This is a genomic window from Streptomyces sp. NPDC046727 (assembly GCF_040645635.1).
Classification (GTDB): Bacteria; Actinomycetota; Actinomycetes; order Streptomycetales; family Streptomycetaceae; genus Streptomyces.
The window spans coordinates 326999-352295 of record NZ_JBEYYR010000001.1 but is presented as its reverse complement, the minus strand read 5'-3'; the positions used below and the strand labels follow the sequence as shown (position 1 = coordinate 352295).

Here is a 25297-nt window from a genome sequence, read left to right as displayed (position 1 = left end):
TCAGGAGCCGAGCGAAGTGAGGACGGCGCGGCGCAGCGCCACGCGGGCCGGATCGTCGAAGGCCGTACGGTCACGGGGACGCGGCACCTCGCGTACGGCGGACACGCGCCCGGAGCCGAGCAAAGCCACCCGGTCGCCGAGGAAGAGGGCCTCGTCCACGTCGTGCGTGACGAAGACGACGGTCGCGCCCGTGCCGCGCAGCACCTCCACCAACAGGTCCTGCATGCCGGACCGGGTCTGCGCGTCGAGGGCGCCGAAGGGCTCGTCCATGAGGACCGCGCGCGGACTGTCGGCCAGGGCGCGGGCCAACTGGGCACGCTGGCGTTGCCCGCCGGACACCCGGTGCGGCAACTGCCCGGCCTGCTCGCTGAGCCCGACCCGCGCGAGCCACGACCCGGCCCGGGAACGTCGCTCCGCGCGCGGTACGCCCCTGATGGCGAGGGGGAGTTCGACGTTTCCGCGCAAGGTCCGCCAGGGCAGCAGCGCATCCTCCTGGAAGACGAGTGCGCGGTCGGCCGAGGGCCCGTCCAGCGGGCTGCCGTCCGCCTCGGCCGTGCCGCCCAGCAGCGGCAGCAGCCCGGCGAGCGTGCGCAGCAGCGTGGACTTGCCGCAGCCGGAGGGGCCGACGACGGTGAGGATCTCGCCGGGGGAGACCTCCAGGTCGACGCCGTCGAGGACCGGGGCGTCCGGGCGGCCGAGGGCGGCGGAGCGGAAGGCGAGCCGGGTGCCGCGGACGGCCTCCGGTGCCGGCGCGGCGGGGGTGGTGACGGTCTCAGACGAGGTGCTCATCGCGGGCCTCCTCGGTGTCGTTCTGGCCCTGCTTCTCGGGCTGGGCCTGCTGCTCGGGATCGCCGTCGGGGCGAGCGGGGGCGGCGAGCGGCCGGGGCGCGCGGGTACGGCCTCCGGGGACGTACGAGGTGCGGGGCAGCCAGCGGGTCAGCCGGCGGCCGAGGAGTTCCACGGCCGTCGAGGTGATCCAGCCGAGCACCCCGATCGTGACCATGCCGACGAAGACGCCCGGGTAGTCGAGCACCGTGTAGTCCTGCCAGGTGCGGTAGCCGACCCCGTACTGGCCGGAGATCATCTCGGCGGAGATCACGCAGATCCACGACACGCCGATGCCCACGGACAGCCCGCCGAAGATGCCGGGCAGCGCGCCCGGCAGCACCACGGAACGGAGGATCCGGAACCGGCCGCCGCCCATGGTGCGCACCGCCTCCTCCCAGACCGGGGTCAGCGCACGCACCGCGTGCCGGGTGGAGACGAGCACGGGGAAGAAGGCGGCGGTGCAGGTGATGAAGACGATGCCCTGCTCGTTCGAGGGAAACAGGAGGATCGCGACCGGGACGAGGGCGATCGCCGGAATCGGCCGGACGACTTCCAGCACCGGACCGAGCAGGTCCTCGGCCAGGAGGGAGCGGGCCACGAGTACGCCCGCGGCCACGCCGAGGACGGCCGCCAGCACGAAGCCGGTCAGGATCCGGGTGAGGCTGTCGGTGAGGTCGGTCCAGTAGTCGCCGCCGGCGAGCCGGCCGGCGAAGGCGCGGGTCACGTCGGTGACCGTCGGGAACTGCGAGAAACGCAGCCAGAGGTCGACGTCCAGGCTGGTCAGCAGCTGCCACAGACCGAGTGCGGCGGTCAGCGACGCCGTCCGCAATGCATACCGGGACAGGGGCCGCCGGATCATGAGGCCCGCTCCAGAGCCTCGCGGTACGACACCGTACGGGCGCCGCCGTGGGCGGAGGCATAGTCCCGCGCGGTGGCCGGGGCGACGAAGGGCAGCAGCTGCTCGCCGTCGGCCACCCAGACCGCCTTGTCGGCGAACCAGAGCGTGCCGGTGGTGGCGTCGGGTACGTAGGCGGCGCGGATGCGGTCCTGGTGCACGGCGAGATAGGCCAGCAGTCGCTTCGGGGACTTGAAGGAGAGGGCCTTCTCGCTGCCCTTGGGCCACACCTCGCTCGCGGCCGGCGGGGGCGATGCGGCGAGCCGTTTGGCGTACGACGACGCGCCGAGGGCCTTCTTCACGTACCGGTCGTCGACGAACGCGTCCACGTCGACGTCACCGGTCAGCTTGGCGGACTTCAGCACGGACACGTCCTGCTTCAGTGCGGAGACGAGCTGCGGCCGGAGCGCCGGGTCGAACGTGGCGATGCCGTGGGCGCCGTTGTACAGGTAGACGACCTCGGCGGGCAGTCCCGTGGCCTTGGCGACCTTCTCGGCGGCGGTGACGGGATGGCTGTTGAGGTAGTCCGTCGCCTGGTCCTGGGCCTTGAGGAATGCCTCCAGGACGGCCGGGTGCTGCCGGCTGAAGTCCTCGCGGGCGGTGACGCCGTGAAAGGTGGGCAGGTTCAGCTGGGCGCCGTCGTAAAGGACCTTCGCCTTGCCCTGGTAGGCGAGCAGGCCCGGCCAGGCGACGAACTGGGACAGCGCGTCCACGCTGCCGGCGGACAGCGCCGAAGCGCCCACCGCAGGCTGCTGGTTGAGCTTGGAGATCCCCTTGTCCGGATCGATGCCGGCGCGCTGCAGGGCGCGTACGAGCGTGCCGTCCGCGGCGGATCCCACACTCGTCGAGACCTTCCTGCCCTTCAGGTCGTGCAGGGAGGTGAGCTCGGAGCCCGGTGCGGTGACGACAGTGTTGAGGCCGCCGCGCAGGTTGTAGCCGGTGACCGAGACGAGGTGCGTCGGCCGGCCGAGCTGCTTGCCGCGGGCCGCGTTGAGCAGCAGAGGGAAGTCCCCCATCGAACCGATGTCGATCTTCCCGGCGGTCATCTGGGCGGTGATCGGGGCGCCGGTGGCGTAGTCCTGCCAGTCGACCTTGTAGGTGTGGCCGTCGTGCAGGGAGTTGAGCTGCTTCTCGAAGTACCCCAGAGAGCGCAGCAGCGTTCCCGCGGTGACGGTGTTGATGGTCTTGGACTGGTAGCCGACGGTCACGGTGACCGTGGAGCCGCTGCCCGCCTCGGCGCTGCCGCCGCAGGCGGACAGGGGCAGCAGGAGCGTGGCGGCGGACAGGGCGACTGTCGTGCGTTTCATGGTGGTGGTACCTCTCACCGCAGCAGGTAGGGCATGTTGACCGTGACGGCCCCGGTGGGGCAGCGGGCCGCGCACGGGCCGCAGTACCAGCACTCGTCGACGTGCATGTACGCCTTGCCGCTGCTCTCGTCGATGGCGAGGGAGTCCAGCGGGCACATGTCCACGCAGAGGGTGCAGCCGTCGATGCACTTCGACTCGTCGATGGTCACGGGCACGTCGGCCCGCTGGGGCGCCAAGGGCATGGCAGTCTCCAGGAAACGCGCAGGCGAGGGTGGTTACGACCGGTGCAGCAGGCCGCTCATGGTGATGCGGTCGCCGCGGAAGCGGATGAACTCCAGGTCGACGGGGCGGCCGTCGGCGAGGTGTGTGAGGCGCTCCAGCATGAGTACGGCGGCGCCGCGCGGGGCCTGGAGCACGGCCGCGGAGTGGGCGTCCGCGTTCACCGCCTCCAGGGTGATCTCGGCGTGGCCGAGACGCCGGCCGGTGATGGCTTCCAGCAGCCGGAAGACATCGGTGTTCTCCAGGTCGGCGCCGAGCAGGGCGGTGCCGAGGTCGAGCGGGATGTAGGTGAGGTCGAGGGAGAGCGGGAGCCCGTTCAGCCGGCGCAGGCGCTCGATGTACAGGACGTCGGCGCCGGCCGGGACGCGGAGGCGTTCGGCCACGGGGGCGGGTGCGGGGGCGGGGCCCATGGTGCGGACCTCGTTGGTGACGCGGCCGTGTTCGCGGAGGGTTTCCGCGAGGCCCATCAGACGGTCGAGCCCGTGCGGGTACTTCCGTGCGACGACGACGGTCCCGACTCCGGGCAGCCGGTCCACCAGGCCCTCGGCCCGGAGCAGGTCCAGGGCCTGGCGGACGGTGTTGCGGGAAGCGCGGTAGTCGGTGGCGAGGGTGGATTCGTGGGGGAGGGTGCCGTCCTGGAAGGCGCCGGTGAGAATCTGGCGGCGCAGCAGGTCGGCGAGCTGCCGGGCCCGGTCCGCACGCAGCCGACGCCGGGCGCGGTGGGCGGCGACGGTGGTCGCGGCGCCCTGCCCGGCATGGTCGCGGGGGCGGTCGGTGGCTGGCATGGCTGGAACCATACTCATGCGGTAGGGAATGGCGTGTTGCTGGAGTGTTGCGCCAGGTGAGGACGTCCAGCGTGGGGCGCTGAGCTGGGATTCTTCGTACCGCCGGGCAAGATCTGCCACCCGGCACAACCGTCAGGACAGTGCCGTCAGGCCCGGCGCGAAGGTGATCAGCAGGGGCAGCAACGGCACCAGCGCGGCCACCGTCGTGGTCAGCGCCCGGTGTCGGCGCAGCAGCCGTGGCGGCGGCTCCAGCAGCCGGTCCACGCGCTCGCCGAGCAGGCGGCGGCTGGAGTCGCAGGAGAGGACGCCACGATGCTGGTTCAGTTCGATCAGGGCGAGGGCCGTGGTGAGGTGCCCACAGCGCCGGGATGCCGTGTCGTCGGCGGCCAGCTCGACCAGGCGATGCGTCTGGTCGCAGAAGTGGGCGAAGAGCGGCACGCGCGGGAAGCCCGTGGCCAGTGCGGTGGACAGGTGCAGCAGCCAGTCGTGGTGGGCGCGGGCGTGCCCGCGCTCGTGGGTGAGGACGGCGTCCAGCTGCAGGTCGGTGAGGCGGTGCAGCGCCCCCGTGGTGACGACCAGTTGCGGCGGGTGCCCCGGCATCCACCAGGCGTCCGGGTACTCGTCCTCCAGCACCAGCATCGGCCCGCGCGCCGCCGGCAGCCCGGCCGGCAGTTCGGGGGCGCGCTCGCGCAGGTGCGCCCGGGCCAGGCCGCGGCTGCGGCGGGCCTCGACGAGTTCCCGGCCCAGCATCGCCGTCGTCCAGGCGGCCCCGCAGGCCAGCAGCATGGTGAGCGCGGCGGCCCACACCGGCGCGGTGGACAGGTCGTACGCGGCGGTGACGGCGGGCGGCGCGGGGGCGAACACGCGGTCGCGGACGGTGTGGAAGACGGCCGCCGCGCCCAGGACCAGCGCGGTCAGGCAGCACAGCAGGACGGTGGCGACCAGGCACTGCCACACCCACAGCGCGACCACGGGGTCCCGCTCGGGCCAGGCGGCCCGGGTCAGCGCGCGCGGCGCCGGCACGGCGGCCGTCAGGGCGACGACGCTCAGCAGGAGCAGGCAGACGGTCATGCCGGGGCTCCGGTTCCTGGTCGGAGAGGTGTGCGGGTGCGGGTGGTGCCGGGCACACGGCGCACGGACGCGCGTCGCGCGCGTGCGTCGTACGTGTCCCTTCAGTATGACGAAGACGGCGGTGTGCGTCAGGTGTCGGCGACGAACCGGCCGCAGACCGCGGCACGCGCGCGTGGCGCTGCGGAAGCCGCCCGCGCGCGCGTGCCGGTGCCCCGGCCGGCCCGGTCGCCACGGCCGCGGCTCAGCCCGCCACGATCCGCCCGCTGACCTCGCCCAGCCCCACCCGGCGTCCGTCCGCGCCGGGGGCCCATGCCGACAGGGTCACCACGTCCCCGTCCTCCAGGAACGTCCGCTTGCCGTCGGGGAGTTCGAGGGCGTCACGGCCGTTCCAGGTCAGCTCCAGCAGCGAGCCGCGCTGGTTCTCGGCCGGGCCGCTCACCGTGCCCGAGCCGTACAGGTCGCCCGTGCGCAGCGAGGCGCCGTTCACCGTCATGTGGGCGAGCTGCTGGGCGGCCGTCCAGTACATGGTGGAGAAGGGCGGCTCGGCGACCACATGGCCGTTGATCGCGACGGAGATGCGGAGGTCGTAGCCGCCGGGCTCCACACCGGGCGCGGCGTCGTCCAGGTAGGGCAGCAGCGGGTGCGTGCGCTCCGGGGGTGTCACGCGCGCGTGCTCCAGCGCCTCCAGCGGGGTGATCCACGCCGACACGGAGGTCGCGAAGGACTTGCCGAGGAACGGGCCGAGGGGGACGTACTCCCAGGCCTGGATGTCCCGCGCGGACCAGTCGTTCAGCAGGCACAGCCCGAAGACGTGCTCCCGGAAGCCGTCGAGCGGGACCGGGCTGCCCAGCGCCGACGGCACGCCGACGACGAAGCCGACCTCGGCCTCGATGTCCAGCCGGATCGACGGGCCGAAGACGGGCGTCGGGTCGGCCGGGCCCTTGCGCTGCCCGGACGGCCGTACGACGTCCGTGCCCGAGACGACGACCGTGCCGGAGCGGCCGTGGTATCCGATCGGTAGGTGCTTCCAGTTGGGGGTGAGGGAGTCCTCGGCGTCCGGCCGGAAGATCTGGCCGACGTTGCGGGCGTGGTTCTCCGAGGCGTAGAAGTCGACGTAGTCCGCGACCTCGAAGGGCAGGTGCAGGGTCACCTCGGACAGCGGGTGGAACAGGGGCTCGACGGTCTCGCGGTGCGCCGGGTCCGTGATCCAGGAGGTGACGGCGCGCCGTACGTCCGACCAGGTGGTGCGGCCGGCGGCCAGCAGCGCGTTGAGGGTGGGCCGGGCGAGCAGCGCGTGGTGGGGCGAGCCGAGCGCGGCGGCGGTGGCGCCCGCGTCGAGGACGTGGTTCCCGAGCCGGACTCCGATCCTCCGCTCCGTGCTGCCGGAGGGCGAGAACACGCCATAGGGGAGGTTGTGCGGACCGAAGGGGTCGCCCTCGGGGACGTCGAAGGGGGGCATGGGGTACTGCCTCACTCTCATCCGCGCCATGCATGGCGATGCGTTCCATGTGGTCGGGCCACACGTTACGGCCGACCTGCGTGTCTTGGGCAGTGCCTCACCACATGCTCGAAAGGTTGCTCGCACAATGCCTAAAGAGTTCTCAATGTCCGAATAAGTCTTGTCGGAGGTGGCAATTCCGGCTTAGCGTCCTTTGGGACACGGACGGGGTGGGTCCGTTCCATTGGGGGGACACGTGGGGGGACCCGTGGCCGGAAACACCGTCAGCGTGCCCGTGCGGGCCGACCGTGACGTGCCAGGACTGATCGTCAAGTTCGGCGACTACCCGCTGCACCACGGCGGTGTCGGCGCGATCCGCAGCCTGGGCCGCCTGGGCGTGCCCATGTACGCCATCACCGAGGACGCGTACACGCCGGCGGCCTCCTCGCGCTACCTGAAGAAGGCGTTCGTGTGGCCGACGACCGGCGCGGAGGACCCGGACCGCCTGGTCGAGGGCCTGCTGCGCATCGGCCGCCGGATCGGCCGCCCGGCCGTGCTCATCCCGACGGACGAGGAAGCCGCCGTCCTGATCGCCGAGCATCAGGGCGCCCTGACCGGGTCCTTTCTCTTCCCGCGCGTGGATCCCGCGCTGCCCCGCCGGCTCGCCAGCAAGCAGAGGCTGCACGAACTGTGCGTGGAGCACGGCATCGCGAGCCCCACGGCCGCGTTCCCGCAGTCGTACGACGACATCGTCGCCTTCGCCGACACGGCCCGTTTCCCGGTGGTCGCCAAGAACCGCGAGGCGTTCGTCCGGCGCCGGCAGCCCGCCGTGAACGGCACCACGAAGATCGGCACGCGCGCGGGGCTGCTCGCCCTGGCCCGCGGCTGGGGCGAGGAACCGGGCGTGATCCTCCAGGAGTACCTGCCGCGCGAGGAGGCCGAGGACTGGATCGTGCACGCCTGCTTCGACCAGGACTCCAGCCCGCTCGCGCTCTTCACCGGCGTCAAGGTCCGCTCCTGGCCTCCGCACGCCGGCATGACGGCGAACGCGTACGTCGTCGACAACCCGGAACTCGCCGACCTCGCCGCACGTTTCGTCAAGCAGATCGGCTTTTGCGGCATCATCGACCTCGACCTGCGCTTCGACCGGCGCGACGGACAGTACAAGCTCCTCGACTTCAACCCGCGCGTGGGCGCCCAGTTCCGGCTCTTCGAGAACGAGTCGGGCGTGGACGTCGTCCGTGCGATGCACCTGCACCTGACCGGCCGCCCTGTACCGGAGGGGGAACAGCGCGCCGGCCACCGCTACATCGTGGAGAACATCGACCTCGCAGCCCTCCTCGCCTACCGCCGCAGCGGCTACACGACACCGCACGCGCCGGCCAGGGCGAGCGGGACGGAGCTGGCCTGGCTCGCGGGCGACGACCCGCTGCCGTTCCTCACGATGCTCGCCCGCTTCGTGCGCCCGGGCGCGAAGCACCTCTATCAGCTGTGGCGGACCAGCCGCCGCGGCGGCAGCACATCCACGAAGTAGGCAAGGCCACGACAGCGTGGCGTAACGCGTCCTGGGGAGGGACTTCGTGATCCGACCGGTAGCAGTCATCGGGGCCGGGCCGTTCGGCCTGTCCACCGCCGCCCATCTGCGGGCGCGCGGCATCCCCGTGCGCGTCTTCGGCGATCCCATGGTGAGCTGGCGTGATCACATGCCCCAGGGCATGCTCCTCAAGTCGACACCCGCCGCCTCGAACCTCGACTGCCCCCAGCCCGGCCACACCCTCGCCGACTACTGCGACGCGGCAGGGATCCGCCGCCTGGTGACCGACGAGGACATCATCCCGGTGGAGACCTTCATCTCCTACGGGGAGTGGTTCCAGCAGAGGCTGGTCCCCGGCCTGGAGCGGGTGCGGGTCGTCTCCGTCGACCGCGACCCGAACGGCGGTTTCGAACTCAAGCTGGACTCCGGGGAGTTGTTCACCGCGCGCGCGGTCGTCGTCGCCACCGGTCTGTCCGGGCTCGCCCACCTGCCGGCCGAGCTGGCGCCGGCGGCGGCCGACGGTCCCGCCCCGACCGGCCCGGTCTCGCACAGCTCCCAGCACCACGACCTCGGCCGGTTCACCCGCAAGGAGCTGATCGTCATCGGCGCCGGCCAGTCCGCGCTGGAGACGGCGGCGCTCGCGGCGGAGGCGGGGGCACGCGTGCGCGTGGTCGCGCGCGGGCACGGCAGGGTCGCCTTCGGCGCCCCGCCCTGGAAGCAGCCGAGGCTTCGCCCCGAGTCCCCGTTCGGCCGAGCCTGGTCGCTGTGGGCGCTCACCTACTACCCGCACCCGTACCGCTTCCTGCCCGAGGCCGCCCGCCACTACCTGGTCCGCCGGGTCCTCGGCCCGCTCGGCGCCTGGTGGCTGCGCGAGCGCTTCGAGAGCGGTGTGGAGGTGCGGGACGTCGCGCGGGTGGTGGGCGCCGAGATCCAGGACGGCAGCCCCGTGCTCACCGTCCGCGCCCATGCCGGCCACACCGAGCGGCTCGTCGCCGACCACGTCATCGCCGCCACCGGCTACCGCGTCGACCTGGCGGCGATGGACTTCCTCGGCCATGAGCTGCGCACCCGGCTCGCGGTGAGCCGCGGCGCGCCCAGGCTCGGCCCCGGCTACGTCTCCTCCGTGCCCGGCCTGTACTTCACCGGCCTGCCGGCCGCGTCGTCGTACGGCCCGGTGATGCGGTTCGTCTGCGGTACGGAGTTCGCCTCCCCGCGCCTGGCGAACCACCTGGCCGCGGCGCACGGTTGAGCCCCAGGGGTCGCAGCGGTGACCCCATCAAGGCGTCCAGGGGCCCCACTTGGGGTCAATCAGCACGTAAGTGCGTGGAATGACAGGTGAGTCGGCGGGGCGCGGTGTCCGTATTCTCTGATCATGGCACCCACCCCCGCACACGCACTGATCGCCACCGACCTGGACGGGACGCTGCTGCGCGGCGACGACACCGTCTCCGACCGGTCGCTCGCCGCGCTCGCGCGGGTGGCGCGGGCCGGTGCCCGGCACCTGGTGGTCACGGGCCGCCCGGCCCCGCGGGTACGGCCCCTGCTGGCGCAGCTCGGCTGCACCGGGCTCGCGGTGTGCGGGCAGGGAGCGCAGGTCTACGACGCCGGGGCCGACCGCCTGCTGTGGTCGGTCCGGCTGGACCGGGAGCTGGCCGAGACCGCGCTCGGCAAGATCGAGGCGGAGGCGGGCCAGGTCTACGCGGCGGTCGACCAGGACGGCGTGGACGGCCTCACGCTCATCGAGCCCGGCTACCGGATGCCCCATCCGACGCTGCCCGCGGTGCGGGTCGGTCGGCGGGACGACCTGTGGTCCGAGCCCATCAGCAAGGTGCTGCTGCGGCATGCCGACCTGTCCGACGACGAGTTGGCGACCGTGGCGCGCGCCGCGGTGGGCTCGCTGGCGACGGTCACCATGTCGGGGCCCGGCACCGTGGAGCTGCAGCCGAGCGGGGTGACGAAGGCGACCGGCCTGGCGCTGGCCGCCGAGCGGCTGGGGATCGGCGCCGAACAGGCACTGGCCTTCGGAGACATGCCCAACGACATCCCGATGTTCGACTGGGCCGGACGCGGCGTCGCCATGGCCAACGCGCATCCCGAACTGAAGGCGGTCGCGGATGAGGTCACCTTGTCGAACGAGGACGACGGCATCGCCGTCGTCCTCGAAAGACTGTTCCCGGCCGGCTGACCGGGCCGACCGTGACGTCGACCGGCTGACCGGGACATCAGCAGCGCGTGCCCCGACCGGCCGATCAGTAGGCGCCGAACACGTTGTCGATGGACCCGTACCGCGCGGCCGCGTAGTTGCAGGCGGCGGTGATGTTCGCGACCGGGTCGTAGATGTCGAACGACGTGCCGGCCACGTGGTAGGCGTTGAACGTCGGGTCGATGACCTGGAGCAGGCCCTTGGACGGGATGCCCTTGGCGGCGTTGGAGTCCCAGAGGTTGATGGCGGCCGGGTTGCCCGAGGACTCGCGCATGACGTTGCGGTAGATGCCGTTGTAGGTGCCCGGGATGTGCTTCTCGGCCATGATCGCGAGCGACTCGCGGATCCAGCCGTCGAGGTTGTTCGGGTACCCGGCGAGGGTGGTGCCCGTGGTGGTGCCGGTGGCCGCGGAGGCACCGGTAGCGCCGATGAGCGGAAGGGTGAGGACGGCGGCGCCGGTGGCGGCGGCGACGAGGGTACGGACGAGGCGGCTGTTCCGGGTACGGCGGTGCTGAGCGGCAGCAGGCATGGGGAAGTTCCTCTCCGGCGCCTGCGAGGTGAGCTGTCGGGTTCGGGCGGGGAGGTGCCCGGCCGTGCCTGGGGGAGGCACGACTTCACCCCGAGCCGTTCCGGTGCGGCGTATGCCGTCCGACTCAGCGACTTACCTGGGTCCCCCGCTCCTGCCGTACGAATGAGTTCGTCGATGGGTATGCGGGCGGCGGCAGGATTCGGCGTCCGCCCGACGGCACGGAACGTATGCGGGAGCACATGTCGGGAACAAGTACCGGATTCATACAACATGCGGTTTGACCTTGATCGATGCCGTATGAGGTGCTTGATCCTTTGCGGTTGCCAATCTTCAACTCGCCGACGGGGCAAGGGGTCGTGGGGGGTCCGGCGGGTGGGGCGGGCCAGTAGGCCGCGTGACCCAACTCACGAAATGGCAAAACACTTTAAATCAGACATGGGGGATTAGGGGGATTCGGGCCTGAAGTCGGGGTCGTGGTGGAACCGGGGGTGTGGTGCGTGTCGTTGTCGTAGTGGCCGACGGGGGAGGGGTGATGGAGGAGGGGGTGTGGAGAGGTCGCGACACGGCATCCGGATTACCGTTAAGTCGACAAATGTCCGTTATTACCATGTGATCAAAACTATGCCGGTCATGATCCGATACCGCCCAGGCTGGACCGGTGGGCGCTATCGGTGATCGAAAGAGGACCGGATACGCTGACTTGAGTGATGGCAGCGACCTATCGACAAACCGTGTAAGCGCCAGCAGACACCAGCAGACAGGAGACCCCTCGTGACCGTCGTCGGGCCGTTCGGGCTGAGCGTGCGGGACCAGGCTCTGGAAGCCGATGTCCAGGCCGGATTGGCGGCTGTCGAGGAAGGCTTGCTCGATGCCACCAAGAGCGAGGTCCCGTTCATCACGGAGGCCGCGCAGCACCTCGTACGGGCCGGAGGGAAGCGTTTCCGGCCACTGCTCGTGATGCTCGCGGCCCAGTTCGGCGACCCCTACGCGCCGGGCGTCGTGCCGTCGGCCGTGGTCGTGGAGCTGACCCATCTGGCCACGCTGTACCACGACGACGTCATGGACGAGGCGGCCGTGCGGCGCGGCGTGGACAGCGCCAACACCCGCTGGGGCAACTCCGTCGCGGTTCTCACCGGCGACTTCCTCTTCGCCCGCGCCTCCCAGATCCTCGCCGACCTCGGCCCCGAGGCGGTCCGGGTGCAGGCCCTGGCGTTCGAGCGGCTCGTCACCGGTCAGATCCTGGAGACCGCGGGTCCCTCGGACGGGCGCGACCCGGTCGAGCACTACCTGGACGTGCTCGGCGGCAAGACGGGCTCCCTGGTGGCGGTCTCCTGCCGGTTCGGCGCGATGATGTCCGGCGCCGACGAGACGGTCGTCGACGTCCTCACCCAGTACGGCGAACGGCTCGGCGTCGCCTTCCAGCTCGCGGACGACGTCCTGGACATCGCCTCCGACTCCCACGAGTCCGGCAAGACCCCCGGCACCGACCTGCGCGAGGGCATCCCGACCCTGCCGGTGCTCCGGCTGCGCGAGCGGGCCGCCCGGCTGGGCCTGGCCGAGGACATCGCGCTGTGCGAGCTGCTGGACTCCGACCTCAGCGACGATGCCCGGCACGCCGAGGCGCTGGCCGGCCTGCGGGCCCACCCCGCGCTGGAGCAGGCCCGCCGGGACACCGTCCGGTACGCGGAGGAGGCCCGGTCCGCGCTGGCCCCGCTGCCCGAGTGCGATGCCAAGGCGGCGCTGCTGGAGCTGTGCGACGCCGTGGTGCACCGGGCGGGCTGACCCGGCCGGGAAACAGACCGGCCGACCCGCACGGAACCTGCTGGCGAGCCGTACGGAACCGGCTGGCAGACCCGTACGGAACCGGCTGGCCGACCCGTACGGAACCGGGCGGTCGACCCGTACGGAACCGGCCGGCCGATTCCGCCGGAGCCCGGCGGCCGACTGTCCCGGAGCCTGGCCGACCGCCGCGGACGGACACCCGTACGGGCGGTGTTCCCCCACACGACCCCTACGGGTAGGGGGAGATACGGCCGTCGGGTGTCATACCGCAGGCGTACACGCAGTTGCCTCCGAGGGCTGACGCTTCTTCACCGCCGATTTGGTGAGATGGAAACCACGGAAATCACCACTCCTCACCGATTCGGGTGAGAATGGCGGCTCAGGTGGACCAGCGTGACGACAGCCGCCGCCGACGACGGAGGTAAGGCACACATGGCACCGTACGAATCCGACGACACAGTGGGCGCCGCGCGGGACGAGAACCCGCGCTCCGGCCGGCGCAAGGCCGCCCGGTACGCCGTCCCGGTCGCGGTGGTGGGGGTGGCGGCGGCCACGATCGGGCTGGTCCCGGCGCTCGCCGACTCCGGTGACCCCGACCTGCCGAAGATCAGCGCACAGCAGCTCATCGAGAAGATAGCCAAGTCGGACGTGCAGCAGCTGTCCGGCACCGTGAAGATCAGCACCGACCTCGGCCTGCCGAACCTCGGCGGCCTGGAGAGCAGCCTGGTCTCCGGGGCCGGCCAGGGCTCCGGCGACGGCTCCTCCGCCGACCCGCAGGCCAAGCTCACCGAGCTGGTCTCCGGCACGCACACCCTGCGTGTCGCGGCCGACGGCCCGGACCGGCAGAAACTGTCGCTGCTGGAGAGCGGCGCCGAGTACAGCCTCATCCACGACGGCAAGGACGTCTGGGGCTACGACAGCAAGAGCAACGAGGTCTACCACTCCACCGCGGCCGACTCCGGCAAGGAGCACAGGGCGGAGCCGCCGGCCACCCCCAAGGACTTCGCCGACGAGATCCTGAAGTCGGTGGACGACACCACGTCCGTCACCGTCGACGGCACCGCACAGGTCGCCGGACGGGACGCCTACAAGCTGCTCATCCAGCCCAAGCAGGGCGACAGCACGGTCGGCGCGATCAGCATCGCCGTGGACGCGAAGACGGGCCTGCCGCTGAAGTTCACGCTGACCCCGAAGAGCGGCGGTGCCGCCGTGGTCGACGCGGGCTTCACCCGGGTCTCCTTCGCCCGTCCGGCCGCCTCCACCTTCGACTTCACCCCGCCCAAGGGCGCGAAGGTCACCGAGGAGAAGGACGCGGCCAAGGCGCCGGAGCACACCCCGAAGCACGGCGAGGACTTCACCGAGGGCCTGAAGGGCGCGGACGGGCTGAACGTCCTCGGCGAGGGCTGGACGTCCGTCGCCACCTTCGACACCGGCACCGAGGGCGGCCTGCCGACCGGCTCCCAGGGCGGTGACCTCGGCGGCTTCCTCGGCTCGCTCGGCGACCAGGTCTCCGGGAAGTTCGGCAAGGGCACGGTCTTCTCCACCCGCCTGGTCAACGCCCTGATCACCGACGACGGCAAGGTCTACGCCGGCGCGGTCACCAAGGACGCCCTGGTGAAGGCGGCCGACGCGGGGAAGTGATCCGATCCGGGAACTACGGGCCGTGACCGGCCGTTGACCCTTCGGGAGCACGACGAATCGAGGGGGAGCCGATGGACGAACCGTCCGCCACGCAGCGGGACCCCGTCACGGACCGGGATCCGGCAGACGCGAAGGCGAGCGTGATCGCCACGCGCGGTCTCACCAAGCGTTACCGCGGCGGACAGCTCGCCGTGGACGGTCTCGACCTGACCGTCCCGGCGGGCAGTGTCTTCGGCTTCCTCGGCCCCAACGGCTCCGGCAAGACCACCACCATCCGCATGCTGATGGGCCTGATCGAGCCGACCGCGGGCACGGCCCGGGTGCTCGGCCGGCCCATGCCGCGATCGGCCCGTACGGTCCTTCCGCAGGTCGGCGCGCTCATCGAGGGCCCCGCCCTGTACGGCTTCCTCTCCGGCCGCGACAACCTGCTGCGCTACGACGCCGCCGACCCGACCGCCGACCCGCGCACCCGGCACGCCCGCGTCGCCGCGGCACTGGAGCGGGTCGGCCTCGCGGCTGCCGCGGGCAAGAAGGCGAAGGCGTACTCCCTCGGTATGAAACAGCGCCTGGGGCTGGCCGCCGCGCTGCTCCAGCCGCGCAGACTGCTCGTCCTGGACGAGCCCACCAACGGCCTCGATCCGCAGGGCATGCGGGAGATCCGCACCCTGATCAGAGAGCTGGCCGCCGACGGTACGACCGTCTTCCTCTCCTCCCACCTCCTCGACGAGATCGAGCAGGTGTGCACCCATGCGGCGGTCATGGCGCAGGGCCGGCTCGTCACCCAGGGCGCGGTCGCCGAGCTGGCGGCGGGGGCGCGCGGCCGGCTGGTGGTGACCACGCCGGACGCGGCCGAGGCGGCCCGCGTGCTGAAGGAACTGGGCGTGGGGGACGTGGCCGCCGACGGCGACCGGGTCACCGGCGAACCGCCCGAGCGGGACCTCGCCGAGGTGACCGCGGCCCTGGTCACCGCGGGTGTCCGCGTCCGGGGCCTCACTCTCGAACGGGCCTCCCTGGAGGACGCGTTCGTGGCGCTGACCGGGGAGGGCTTCGATGTCGCGGGCTGATGTGCTCCAGGCGGACGCCGTGCGCCGGCCGAGCCCCCTGTGGTCGTTCGGTCTGCTGCGCAGCGAGCTCGCCACCACCGTCCGCCGCTGGCGCACCCTCGCCCTGCTCGGGGTGCTGGCCGCGGTGCCGGTGCTGGTCGGGACAGCGGTGAAGATCGAGACACGGGGCGGCGGGTCGGTGGGCGGAGGGAACGGCGAGGGCCCGGCGTTCATCACGCAGATCACCAACAACGGCCTGTTCCTGGTGTTCACCGCGCTGGCCGCGACACTGCCGTTCTTCCTGCCGATGGCGGTCGGCGTCGTCGCGGGCGACGCCATAGCGGGGGAGGCGGGTGCGGGCACCCTGCGCTATCTGCTGGTCGCCCCGGCCGGCCGCACCCGCCTGCTGCTCACCAAGTACGCGACGGTGATGGCGTTCTGCCTGCTGGCCACCCTGGTCGTCGCCGTCTCGGCGCTGCTCGTCGGCGCGCTGCTCTTCCCGCTCGGCGAGCTGACGACGATCTCCGGTACCCGGATCGGTTTCACCGACGGACTCGGCCGCGCCCTGCTGATCGCCCTGGTCGTCGCAGCCTCACTGGTCGGTGTGGCGGCCCTCGGCCTGTTCGTGTCGACGCTCACCAACAGCGGCATCGCGGCGATGGCGACCACCGTCGGCCTGCTCATCACCGTGCAGATCGTCGACCAGATACCCCAGCTGCACGCGGTGCAGCCCTACTTGTTCTCGCACTACTGGCTGTCCTTCGCCGACCTGATGCGCGACCCCGTCTACTGGGACGACCTGGTGAAGAACCTCGGCCTCCAGGGGCTGTACGCGGCCGTGTTCGGCTCGGCGGCCTGGGCGCGGTTCACGGCGAAGGACATCAGCGCCTAGCCCCGGGCGCCGGCCTGGGCGTCTGCGGTCTCGTACGGGAAGCGGGCGAGGGGCGCGTCCTGCGCGAAGAACGTCTTGGCGCGTGCCAGCGCGTCGGTGTCCTTCCGTACGTCACCGGGCGCGCTGCCGTTGCCCAGCAGAACGCCTCCGAAGCGCATGCCCAGGTAGGCGGCCGAGTTGTTGAGGGTGCCCACATAGGGATCGGCGACGGACGGCTCGTGGTCCGCCAGTGCGGCGATGCCCCAGAGGGTGCGGCCGGCCATCGTGGCCTTGAAGTCGACGCCCGGGGTGCGCAGCCAGGCGGACCAGTGGTCCAGGTAGGTCTTGGTGAGGCTGGACACCGAGTACCAGTAGAGCGGCGAGGCGATCACGATGTCCGTCGCCGCGAGCGTGGCATCCAGCAGCAGGCCGGTGTCGGTGTTCGACGGCGGCCGGACGTGGTCGCTGTCGTGCCGCAGGTCCACGAAGCCGGGCAGCGGGTGCTCGGCGAGGCGGATCCAGCGTTGTTCGATGTCACCGGGCAGTTGTGCGGCGGCCTCGTGAGCCAGCAGCTCGGTGTTGCCGTCGGCGCGGGCGCTGCCCAGGACGAAGAGGAAGCGGCGGCTCATGGGTCCCCCAGGTGGGTCGGGTCGTACCCCGGATAAAGGCGTGTGCATTTTATGCACACGCATTCAATCTGCGCCAGGGGGTTTGGCTGGTGCGAGGCTGTGACGTCGCGGTGACGTGGAAGCCGGGGGGAACCGACACACTGGTGGGCAGGATGCGTACGACCGGATCGCGACGCCGGGGGAGTGAGGGGCACCGATGGCCGGACTGAGCTTCGAGAAGAAGCGGCCGCAGCAGCCTGTGGGGCACCCGGCGGCGGTGCCCGTCCGGGTGTTCGGCACGGGCGGCGCGTCGGTGGGCGGGGCGGCGGTCGTGGCGGCGCCGGGCGAGGACATCCAGCAGGCCGTCCTCAACCACCTCCAGCGCCTGGCCATCAGCCTCGGCGCCCCCGTACGCGCCACGATCCACGACGAACTCACGGGCTGTGTGCTCCCCCTGGAGGTCTCGGCGGACGGCTCCAGCCGGATGACGGGGGAGGCGGTCCGGTCGACCGCCCCCGCGTCGCGTCCGGAACCTGTGACACCGGGGACGGTGCAGGCCCCGACGGGCCAGTTCGGACCGCCGCCGGTGATGGCCACGCCCGTGACGGCCACCTCTTCGACGGACGTGCCCGTGACGGCCACGCCCAAGACGGCCACGCCCGTGGCTCCCGAGCCCCTGCCGGCCACGCCCGTGGCGGACGCGCAGGCCACGGAGACGCGCGCCCCCGCCGCCCAGGCAGCCCCCTTCGCCGCCGTATCGGCGGAGCCGCCCACCACCTCCACCCCCACCCCGGCCCGCGGTTTCGACGCCGTCGCCGAGGAGGTGCTCGGGGACGGGCCGCTGACCGAGACCGCCGAGGGGGCGGAGCTGCTCACCGAGCCGATGAGCCGTATCAACGAGGCTGTGCGGGCGGGCCGGATCGACACCGCGACGGAACTGGCCGACCGGACGCTCGCCGAGGCGTCCACCGTGCTCGGCCCGCGCCACGCCGAGGTGCTGCACCTGCGCGAACTGTGCGCCTACATCGCCTACTTGGCGGGCGACCCGGTCCGCGCCTTCGACCTGTCCCTGGACCTCGCCCGGCAGCGCCGCCAGGCACAGGACGGGGAGGCCGCCTACGGCAATGTGCAGAGCGCGGCCACCGCCTGGCGCGCCGTACGCGACCCCGAGGAGGGCCTGCGGCTGGGCCGCGACCTGATCGACCTGTGGACGGACCTCACCGCCGAGCCGGGCCCGGCCGCGGACGACCTGCGCCCGCTGGAGTCGGCCCGCGCCCGCATGGTCCGGCTGACCGACCGCGCGGCCAAGGCGGCGGCGCGGGCCTGACGGTCCTGGCGGCCGTGACGGCGGCTGCCGCCGTCACGGCCCCGCGGAGCCCCGGCGGCCTACTGCACGCAGAACTCGTTGCCCTCCGGATCCGCCATCAGCACCCACTGACCCGCGGGCTCCTTCACCTCCCGCAGGACGCGCGCGCCCAGCGCCTGAAGGCGTGTCACCTCGTCCGCGCGCCGCTCCGGGCCGGCGTGGACATCGAGGTGGAGCCGGTTCTTGCCGGTCTTCGGCTCCGGTACCCGCTGGAACAGCAGGCGCCGGCCGAGCCCGGTGCCGGTCTCCGGGTCGTACGGGTCGTCAGGGTGCCGTACGGCGATCAGGTCACGGAAGGCGGCCCGCCCGTGGTACTCGACGGCGGCCTCCCCGGGCAGCGCGCCGGCGGACAGCAGCCGTTCGACGAGGGCGCTGTTGTCCTCGGCCGTGTAGTGCAGCGCGGCGGCCCAGAAGTCGGCCTGCGCGTGCGGGTCGGCCGCGTCGATGACGAGCTTCCAGTGCAGCGGAGCGGGCGCCTGTGTGGTCATGGCCCCCACTTATAACCGGACCTGTCGGCGGACGGGCCCCTTCCGTGTGGTCAGGCGTCCGCCGGAGCCGACACGGCGGTATCGGTGACGCGGGCCGCCGGCACGGCGAGCCGCTCGGGACGCCTCGCGGAGCGCAGCGCGTCGCCCGTGAGCAGGATCAGTGCCAGCCAGACCAGCGCGAACCCGGCCCACCGCTCGGGCGGCATGGACTCGTGGAAGTAGAGGATGCCGAGCAGGAACTGGAAGAGCGGGGCCAGGTACTGGAGCAGGCCCAGCGTGGACAGCGGCACGCGGATCGCCGCCGCGCCGAAGCAGACCAGGGGGAGGGCGGTGACGATGCCGGTGGAGGCGAGCAGGGCGGCGTGTCCGGTGCCTTCGCTCACGAAGGTGGCGTCGCCGTGCGCGGTCAGCCACAGCAGATAGCCGAGCGCCGGCAGGAACTGGATCGCGGTCTCGGCGGCCAGCGACTCGACACCGCCGAGGGCGACCTTCTTCTTCACCAGCCCGTAGGTGGCGAAGGAGAAGGCGAGACAGAGCGAGATCCACGGCGGGCGGCCGTAGCCGACGGTCAGCACGACGACGGCGGCGAAGCCGATCGCGACCGCCGCCCACTGCACGGGCCGCAGCCGCTCCTTCAGGATCAGCACGCCCATCGCGATGGTGACCAGCGGGTTGATGAAGTAGCCGAGCGAGGCCTCGACGACATGGCCGGCGTTCACCGCCCAGATGTAGACGCCCCAGTTCACGGTGATGACGCCGGCGGCCAGGGCGACGAGACCGAGCCGCCGGGGCTGGCGCAGCAGCTCCCCGGCCCAGGCCCAGCGGCGTACGAAGAGCAGCGCGACGGCGACGAACACCAGCGACCACACCATGCGGTGGGCCAGGATCTCCGCGGCGCCGGCGGGCTTGAGCAGCGGCCAGAACAGGGGGACCAGCCCCCACATCCCGTAGGCGGCGAAGCCGTTCAGCAGGCCTATTCGGTGCTCACCCTCGGACTTCCCGGCCACGGCCCCTCCTTCTCGCCCGCGCGTCCGGCGTGGACGTGCGAGGACGAAGGTAGCGCCGGGCAGCCTCGGCTGTCATGTTCGTTCCGTCATACGGTCATGACAGGCGGGGTGCCCGGCTCCCGGGGGCGTGATGCGACGTCAGCCCTTGAGCGCGGCGGCGACCGCCTCCGCCAGCGGCGTGGCCGGGCGGCCGGTCAGCCGGGACAGGTCGCCGGAGGAGACGACCAGCTCGCCCTTCTCGATCGACGCGTCCACGCCGGCGAAGATCTCCACCAGGTGCGCGGGCAGCCCGGCGCCGGCCAGGATCTCGGCGTACGCCTCCGCCGACACCGGGTTGTAGACGATCTCCTTGCCGGTCTGCCGGCTCAGCTCGGCCGCGTACTCGGCGAAGCCCCACGCCTCGTCGCCGCCCAGCTCGTACGTCGTGTTCTCGTGGCCCTCGCCGGTGAGCACCGCGACCGCGGCGGCGGCGTAGTCGGCGCGGGAGGCCGAGGAGATCCGGCCGTCACCGGCGGACTGGACGACCGCGCCGTGCTCCAGCACCGGCGCCAGGTTCTCCGTGTAGTTCTCGTGGTACCAGCCGTTGCGCAGCAGGCTGTACGGCAGGCCGGAGGCGAGCAGCACCTTCTCGGTGGCCCGGTGGTCGTCCGCCAGCGCGGCCGTCAGGGTGCCCGGGGCGCTGGTGTAGGCGAGCAGCGCCACACCGGCCGCCTTCGCCGCGTCGATGACGACCGTGTGCTGCCGCACCCGGCCCTTGTCGAACTCGTTCCCGGAGATCAGCAGGACCTTGTCACCGGCGGCGAACAGGCCGTCGAAGGTCTCGGGCGCGTTGTAGTCGGCGACGGCCGTCCTCACCCCGCGGGCGGCGAGGTCGGCGGCCTTCGCCTCGTCGCGCACGACGGCGGTGATCTGCTCCGCCGGGACCTTCTCCAGCAGCTGCTCCACCACGTGACGGCCGAGGTGTCCGGTGGCTCCGGTGACGACGATGCTCATGGTTCAGAACTCCTTGTGGGATGCCTTGATGACACTCACCGTAGGAGCTGCACTATCGATCCGAAAGTACCCACTTTGAAGTAAGGTACGGGTATGGCGGTAAGTAACACGCGTGCGCGCGGCGGAGCCGATGCCGAGGCCCTGTGCCCCTACCGGCTCGTCCTGGAGCACGTCACCAGTCGCTGGGGCGTGCTCGTCCTGATCGAGCTGATGGACGGCTCCCTGCGCTTCAGCGAGCTGCGGAGGGCGATCGGCAAGGTGGGCCGCATCAGCGAGAAGATGCTCACCCAGACCCTCCAGACCCTGGAGCGCGACGGTCTGGTCCACCGGGACGCCAAGCCGGTCATCCCGCCGCGCGTCGACTACTCGCTCACCGGCCTCGGCCGCGAGGCGGCGGAGCAGGTGCGGGCCCTGGCCCAGTGGACGCACGACCGCATGGGCCAGGTCGAGCAGGCCCGCCGGGCCTACGACGAGAGCCGCCGCGCCCACGACGAGGCCCGGGAAATCCAGTCCCGGGCCTCGTGATCAGCGGACGTCGTCAGCCGACGACCGTCCAGGTGTCCCCGCCCGCCAGCAGCGCGGACAGGTCGCCCTTGCCGTGCTGTTCGATCGCCGTGTCGAGCTGCTCGGCCATCTGGGTGTCGTAGACCGGCCGTTCGACGGAGCGGAACACCCCGATCGGGGTCTGGTGCAGGGTGTCCGGGTCGGCCAGCCGGGACAGCGCGAAGGCCGTCGTGGCGGACGCGGCGTGGGCGTCGTGCACCAGGATGTCCGCCTCGTTCTCCGGGGTCACCGTCACCACCTTCAGGTCACCGGTCTGCCGGTCCCGTACGACCCCTCTCGCGCGGTCGGCGCCGAAGCGGATCGGCTGCCCGTGCTCCAGCCGGATCAGCGCCTCCTCGGACTCCTGCTTGTCCTTCAGGGCGTCGAACGCGCCGTCGTTGAAGATGTTGCAGTTCTGGTAGATCTCGATCAGCGCCGTGCCCGGGTGGTCGGCGGCGGCGCGCAGCACCTCGGTCAGGTGCTTGCGGTCGGAGTCGATCGTGCGCGCCACGAAGGACGCCTCCGCGCCGATCGCCAGGGACACCGGGTTGAACGGCGCGTCCAGCGAGCCCATCGGCGTCGACTTGGTGATCTTGCCGACCTCGGAGGTCGGCGAGTACTGCCCCTTGGTCAGGCCATAGATCCGGTTGTTGAACAGCAGGATCTTCAGGTTGACGTTGCGGCGCAGGGCGTGGATCAGGTGGTTGCCGCCGATGGACAGGGCGTCGCCGTCACCGGTGACGACCCACACGCTCAGGTCGCGGCGGGAGGAGGCCAGTCCGGTCGCGATCGCCGGGGCGCGGCCGTGGATGGAGTGCATCCCGTAGGTGTTCATGTAGTACGGGAAGCGGGAGGAGCAGCCGATGCCGGAGACGAAGACGATGTTCTCGCGCGCGAGGCCCAGCTCCGGCATGAAGCCCTGGACGGCCGCGAGGATCGCGTAGTCACCGCAGCCCGGGCACCAGCGCACCTCCTGGTCCGACTTGAAGTCCTTCATCGACTGCTTGGCCTCGGCCTTGGGGACCAGTTGCAGCAGCCCGTTGGTGGCGTCAGTCATCGATGGCCTCCTTCAGCGCCGCGGCGAGCTGTTCCGCCTTGAACGGCATGCCGTTGACCTGGTTGTAGGAGTGGGCGTCGACCAGGTACTTCGCCCGGATGAGGGTGGCGAGCTGCCCGAGGTTCATCTCGGGGATGACCACCTTGTCGTAGCTCTTCAGGACCGTGCCGAGGTTGCGCGGGAAGGGGTTGAGGTGGCGCAGATGGGCCTGGGCGATGGACTCGCCGGCCGTGCGCAGCCGCCGTACCGCCGCCGTGATCGGACCGTAGGTGGAACCCCAGCCGAGGACCAGGGTCCTCGCGCCGTGCGGGTCGTCGACCTCCACGTCCGGTACGGCGATGCCGTCCACCTTGGCCTGCCGGGTGCGCACCATGAAGTCGTGGTTGGCCGGGTCGTACGAGATGTTGCCCGTGCCGTCCTGCTTCTCGATGCCGCCGATGCGGTGCTCCAGACCCGGGGTGCCCGGGAGGGCCCACGGCCGGGCCAGGGTCTGCGGGTCCCGCTTGTACGGCCAGAAGACCTCGGTGCCGTCGGCGAGCGTGTGGTTGGGGCCGGAGGCGAACTGCACCCGCAGGTCGGGCAGCTCGTCCAGGTCGGGGATGCGCCACGGCTCGGATCCGTTGGCCAGATAGCCGTCCGACAGCAGCATCACCGGCGTGCGGTACGTCAGCGCGATCCGGGCGGCCTCCAGCGCCGCTTCGAAGCAGTCGGCCGGGGTCTTCGGGGCGACGATCGGCACCGGCGCCTCGCCGTTGCGGCCGTACATCGCCTGCAGCAGGTCGGCCTGCTCGGTCTTGGTCGGCAGACCCGTCGACGGGCCGCCGCGCTGGATGTCCACCACCAGCAGCGGCAGCTCCAGCGACACCGCGAGGCCGATCGTCTCGCTCTTCAGGGCGACGCCGGGGCCGCTCGTCGTGGTCACCGCCAGCGAGCCGCCGAACGCCGCGCCCAGCGCCGCGCCGATGCCCGCGATCTCGTCCTCGGCCTGGAAGGTGCGGACGCCGAAGTTCTTGTGCCGGCTCAGCTCGTGCAGGATGTCCGAGGCCGGCGTGATCGGGTACGACCCCAGGAACAGCGGCAGATCCGCCTGCCGGGACGCGGTGATCAGGCCGTAGGCCAGGGCGAGGTTGCCGGAGATGTTCCGGTAGGTGCCGACGGGGAAGGCCTTGGCGGCCGGGGCGACCTCGTAGGAGACCGCGAAGTCCTCCGTCGTCTCGCCGAAGTTCCAGCCCGCCCGGAACGCGGCGATGTTGGCCGCCATGATCTCCGGCTTCTTCGCGAACTTCGACTTCAGGAACTTCTCGGTGCCCTCGGTCGGCCGGTGGTACATCCAGCTCAGCAGCCCCAGCGCGAACATGTTCTTGCTGCGCTCGGCCTCCTTGCGGGAGAGGTCGAACTCCTTCAGCGCCTCCACGGTGAGCGTGGTCAGCGGCACCGGGTGGAGGTTGTAGCCGTCGAGCGAGCCGTCCTCCAGCGGGGAGCCGTCGTACCCGACCTTCTGCAGGGCGCGCTTGGTGAACTCGTCGGTGTTGACGATGATCTCGGCTCCGCGCGGGAGGTCGCCGATGTTGGCCTTCAGGGCGGCCGGGTTCATCGCCACCAGGACGTTCGGCGCGTCTCCGGGGGTGAGGATGTCGTGGTCGGCGAAGTGGAGCTGGAAGGACGAGACACCCGGCAGGGTGCCTGCGGGGGCGCGGATCTCGGCGGGGAAGTTCGGGAGGGTGGAGAGGTCGTTGCCGAAGGAAGCGGTCTCCGAGGTGAACCGGTCACCGGTGAGCTGCATGCCGTCACCCGAGTCCCCCGCGAACCGGATGATCACCCGGTCCAGGCGCCGCACGTCCTTCGCGCCGCCCGGTTTGCGCTGCTCTCCCACGACGGTACCGTCGGTCTGCTCCGCTGGGCTGCTGACCTGGCTGGTCACTGAACTGGACCTCCTTCGAGGCGGCTGTCCGGGGCCTGGTCGTCCCACGGACCATCCCAGGATCAACCCTACGTCGGTTAGGGTCGCCTTCCCGAGGTCATCCAGGTATTGGACGACATTTCGAGACGGCCTGTCGCGCTGACTTCACATGATGTCCCGCATCGCCGGAGCGCCGGTCAAGGCGCTCCCCGCGCGTTTCCAGGTTCTCTCCTCCGGCTCCCATCGGGATCTCCACTCGCCCCCTACGGGTCTGTGCGGCTTCCCGGCCGGGTCTTCGCTCTCTCCCGTCCGGGTCTTTCCGGCCCAGGCCCGGATCTCTGTCGACTTACGCGGAACGTCGTGCACGCACCACGGAAGCGGGACGGGCTGACGCCGCGCTGACACGATGCTGAAACGGTGCTGACACCGGACCGCCCCGTCAGGAGTTGAGGTAGGTGAGAACGGCCAGAACCCGCCGGTGGTCGCCCTCGCTCGGAGCCAGCCCGAGCTTCAGGAAGATGTTGCTCACGTGCTTCTCCACCGCGCCGTCGCTGACCACCAGCTGCCGGGCGATCGCCGAGTTCGTCCGGCCCTCCGCCATCAGCCCGAGCACCTCGCGCTCCCGGGGCGTCAGCCCCGCCAGCACGTCCTGCTTGCGGCTGCGGCCGAGCAGCTGCGCGACCACCTCCGGGTCCAGCGCCGTACCGCCCTCGGCGACCCGCACCACCGCGTCGACGAACTCCCTTACGTCCGCGACCCGGTCCTTGAGCAGGTAGCCCACGCCCCGGCTGGATCCGGCCAGCAGTTCGGTGGCGTAGCGCTCCTCCACGTACTGCGACAGCACCAGCACCCCGAGCCCGGGGTGCAGCCGGCGCAGCAGTACGGCCGCCCGGACGCCCTCGTCGGTGTGCGTCGGCGGCATCCGTACGTCCGCCACGACCACGTCGGGCAGCTCGCCCCGGTCGTCCAGGTCGGCGATGGTCTTCACCAGCGCGTCCGCGTCGCCGACGCCGGCCACGACGTCGTGCCCGCGGTCGGTCAGCAGCCGGGTCAGGCCCTCCCTGAGCAGCACTGAATCCTCGGCGATGACCACCCGCACCCTGTCCTCCACGATCCTCCGGCCCCCCAC

24 protein-coding genes and 1 riboswitch are annotated in these 25297 nt (G+C 71.6%); of the genes, 9 read left to right on the top strand and 15 right to left on the bottom strand.

Annotation, left to right across the window (positions count from 1 at the left end):
* The 7 genes from ABZ937_RS01650 to fahA form a co-directional block, all read right to left on the bottom strand.
* Positions 1-789 carry an ABC transporter ATP-binding protein gene (locus ABZ937_RS01650; RefSeq protein WP_361684494.1) on the bottom strand — a complete coding sequence of 263 codons (789 nt, stop codon included), beginning with the start codon at positions 787-789 and terminating at the stop codon, positions 1-3.
* Positions 773-1687 carry an ABC transporter permease gene (locus ABZ937_RS01645; RefSeq protein ID WP_361684492.1) on the bottom strand — a complete coding sequence of 305 codons (915 nt, stop codon included), beginning with the start codon at positions 1685-1687 and terminating at the stop codon, positions 773-775. Before ABZ937_RS01645 ends, ABZ937_RS01650 begins: the two co-directional genes overlap by 17 nt.
* Positions 1684-3030: an ABC transporter substrate-binding protein gene (locus ABZ937_RS01640; protein WP_361684490.1), complete on the bottom strand. Its 1347-nt coding sequence runs from the start codon at positions 3028-3030 to the stop codon at positions 1684-1686. Before ABZ937_RS01640 ends, ABZ937_RS01645 begins: the two co-directional genes overlap by 4 nt.
* Before the next feature lie 14 nt (positions 3031-3044).
* On the bottom strand, positions 3045-3272 hold the full coding sequence (locus tag ABZ937_RS01635) for a ferredoxin family protein (RefSeq protein ID WP_030347217.1): 228 nt from the start codon (positions 3270-3272) through the stop codon (positions 3045-3047).
* A 33-nt stretch (positions 3273-3305) separates the two neighbouring features.
* The gene (locus tag ABZ937_RS01630) at positions 3306-4094 is read right to left on the bottom strand and encodes a GntR family transcriptional regulator (protein ID WP_361684488.1); all 789 of its coding nucleotides are present in this window, start codon (positions 4092-4094) and stop codon (positions 3306-3308) included.
* A gap of 132 nt (positions 4095-4226) precedes the next feature.
* The gene (locus ABZ937_RS01625; RefSeq protein WP_361684486.1) at positions 4227-5165 is read right to left on the bottom strand and encodes a M56 family metallopeptidase; all 939 of its coding nucleotides are present in this window, start codon (positions 5163-5165) and stop codon (positions 4227-4229) included.
* A gap of 241 nt (positions 5166-5406) precedes the next feature.
* Positions 5407-6624 (bottom strand): fumarylacetoacetase, encoded by a 1218-nt coding sequence (gene fahA, locus ABZ937_RS01620; RefSeq protein ID WP_361684485.1) that lies wholly within the window; start codon positions 6622-6624, stop codon positions 5407-5409.
* A gap of 247 nt (positions 6625-6871) precedes the next feature.
* On the opposite strand from fahA, the gene ABZ937_RS01615 reads away from it, so the two are divergent.
* The 3 genes from ABZ937_RS01615 to ABZ937_RS01605 all read left to right on the top strand — a co-directional run bounded on the left by ABZ937_RS01615 (position 6872) and on the right by ABZ937_RS01605 (position 10322).
* A complete protein-coding gene (locus tag ABZ937_RS01615; protein WP_361684483.1) occupies positions 6872-8137 on the top strand; it encodes an ATP-grasp domain-containing protein in 1266 nt (421 codons plus the stop codon).
* A gap of 46 nt (positions 8138-8183) precedes the next feature.
* Positions 8184-9386, top strand: a complete 1203-nt coding sequence (locus tag ABZ937_RS01610; RefSeq protein WP_361684481.1) for an FAD-dependent oxidoreductase — start codon at positions 8184-8186, stop codon at positions 9384-9386.
* A gap of 123 nt (positions 9387-9509) precedes the next feature.
* Positions 9510-10322: an HAD family hydrolase gene (locus ABZ937_RS01605; RefSeq protein WP_361684479.1), complete on the top strand. Its 813-nt coding sequence runs from the start codon at positions 9510-9512 to the stop codon at positions 10320-10322.
* A gap of 64 nt (positions 10323-10386) precedes the next feature.
* Here the strand turns inward: ABZ937_RS01605 and ABZ937_RS01600 are convergent, their stop codons facing one another.
* On the bottom strand, positions 10387-10869 hold the full coding sequence (locus ABZ937_RS01600; RefSeq protein WP_361684477.1) for a transglycosylase SLT domain-containing protein: 483 nt from the start codon (positions 10867-10869) through the stop codon (positions 10387-10389).
* A 3-nt stretch (positions 10870-10872) separates the two neighbouring features.
* Positions 10873-11053, bottom strand: a riboswitch (cyclic di-AMP (ydaO/yuaA leader).
* 587 nt (positions 11054-11640) lie between these two features.
* Here ABZ937_RS01600 and ABZ937_RS01595 point away from each other — a divergent pair.
* The 4 genes from ABZ937_RS01595 (at position 11641) to ABZ937_RS01580 (ending at position 16227) form a co-directional block, all read left to right on the top strand.
* Positions 11641-12651, top strand: coding sequence for a polyprenyl synthetase family protein (locus ABZ937_RS01595; RefSeq protein ID WP_361684475.1), 1011 nt, complete (start codon positions 11641-11643; stop codon positions 12649-12651).
* Between the two features lie 432 nt (positions 12652-13083).
* Positions 13084-14292 (top strand): sigma-E factor regulatory protein RseB domain-containing protein, encoded by a 1209-nt coding sequence (locus ABZ937_RS01590; protein ID WP_361684473.1) that lies wholly within the window; start codon positions 13084-13086, stop codon positions 14290-14292.
* 71 nt (positions 14293-14363) lie between these two features.
* Positions 14364-15356 carry an ABC transporter ATP-binding protein gene (locus ABZ937_RS01585; protein WP_361684470.1) on the top strand — a complete coding sequence of 331 codons (993 nt, stop codon included), beginning with the start codon at positions 14364-14366 and terminating at the stop codon, positions 15354-15356.
* On the top strand, positions 15343-16227 hold the full coding sequence (locus ABZ937_RS01580; protein ID WP_361684468.1) for an ABC transporter permease: 885 nt from the start codon (positions 15343-15345) through the stop codon (positions 16225-16227). Before ABZ937_RS01585 ends, ABZ937_RS01580 begins: the two co-directional genes overlap by 14 nt.
* On the opposite strand, the gene ABZ937_RS01575 is transcribed toward ABZ937_RS01580, so the two are convergent.
* Positions 16224-16835 carry an NAD(P)H-dependent oxidoreductase gene (locus tag ABZ937_RS01575; protein ID WP_361684466.1) on the bottom strand — a complete coding sequence of 204 codons (612 nt, stop codon included), beginning with the start codon at positions 16833-16835 and terminating at the stop codon, positions 16224-16226. The two genes, ABZ937_RS01580 and ABZ937_RS01575, sit on opposite strands and share 4 nt — an antisense overlap.
* A gap of 196 nt (positions 16836-17031) precedes the next feature.
* Here ABZ937_RS01575 and ABZ937_RS01570 point away from each other — a divergent pair, with 196 nt between their 5' ends.
* The gene (locus ABZ937_RS01570; RefSeq protein ID WP_361684464.1) at positions 17032-18141 is read left to right on the top strand and encodes a hypothetical protein; all 1110 of its coding nucleotides are present in this window, start codon (positions 17032-17034) and stop codon (positions 18139-18141) included.
* A gap of 59 nt (positions 18142-18200) precedes the next feature.
* Here ABZ937_RS01570 and ABZ937_RS01565 read toward each other — a convergent pair whose 3' ends face one another.
* The 3 genes from ABZ937_RS01565 to ABZ937_RS01555 all read right to left on the bottom strand — a co-directional run bounded on the left by ABZ937_RS01565 (position 18201) and on the right by ABZ937_RS01555 (position 20668).
* Positions 18201-18668, bottom strand: a complete 468-nt coding sequence (locus ABZ937_RS01565; RefSeq protein WP_361684462.1) for a VOC family protein — start codon at positions 18666-18668, stop codon at positions 18201-18203.
* Between the two features lie 50 nt (positions 18669-18718).
* A complete protein-coding gene (rarD, locus tag ABZ937_RS01560; RefSeq protein WP_361684460.1) occupies positions 18719-19675 on the bottom strand; it encodes an EamA family transporter RarD in 957 nt (318 codons plus the stop codon).
* A 138-nt stretch (positions 19676-19813) separates the two neighbouring features.
* Entirely contained in the window at positions 19814-20668 is an 855-nt protein-coding gene (locus ABZ937_RS01555; protein WP_361684458.1) for an SDR family oxidoreductase, read from the bottom strand.
* A 93-nt stretch (positions 20669-20761) separates the two neighbouring features.
* Here ABZ937_RS01555 and ABZ937_RS01550 point away from each other — a divergent pair, with 93 nt between their 5' ends.
* Positions 20762-21193 carry a helix-turn-helix domain-containing protein gene (locus ABZ937_RS01550; protein ID WP_361684456.1) on the top strand — a complete coding sequence of 144 codons (432 nt, stop codon included), beginning with the start codon at positions 20762-20764 and terminating at the stop codon, positions 21191-21193.
* A gap of 13 nt (positions 21194-21206) precedes the next feature.
* Here ABZ937_RS01550 and ABZ937_RS01545 read toward each other — a convergent pair whose 3' ends face one another.
* From ABZ937_RS01545 to ABZ937_RS01535, 3 genes are all read right to left on the bottom strand, one after another.
* Positions 21207-22268 (bottom strand): 2-oxoacid:ferredoxin oxidoreductase subunit beta, encoded by a 1062-nt coding sequence (locus tag ABZ937_RS01545; protein WP_361684454.1) that lies wholly within the window; start codon positions 22266-22268, stop codon positions 21207-21209.
* On the bottom strand, positions 22261-24189 hold the full coding sequence (locus ABZ937_RS01540; protein ID WP_361684452.1) for a 2-oxoacid:acceptor oxidoreductase subunit alpha: 1929 nt from the start codon (positions 24187-24189) through the stop codon (positions 22261-22263). The genes ABZ937_RS01545 and ABZ937_RS01540 overlap by 8 nt, the downstream gene beginning before the upstream one ends.
* A gap of 418 nt (positions 24190-24607) precedes the next feature.
* A complete protein-coding gene (locus ABZ937_RS01535; protein WP_361684450.1) occupies positions 24608-25279 on the bottom strand; it encodes a response regulator transcription factor in 672 nt (223 codons plus the stop codon).
* Positions 25280-25297 lie beyond the last annotated feature (18 nt).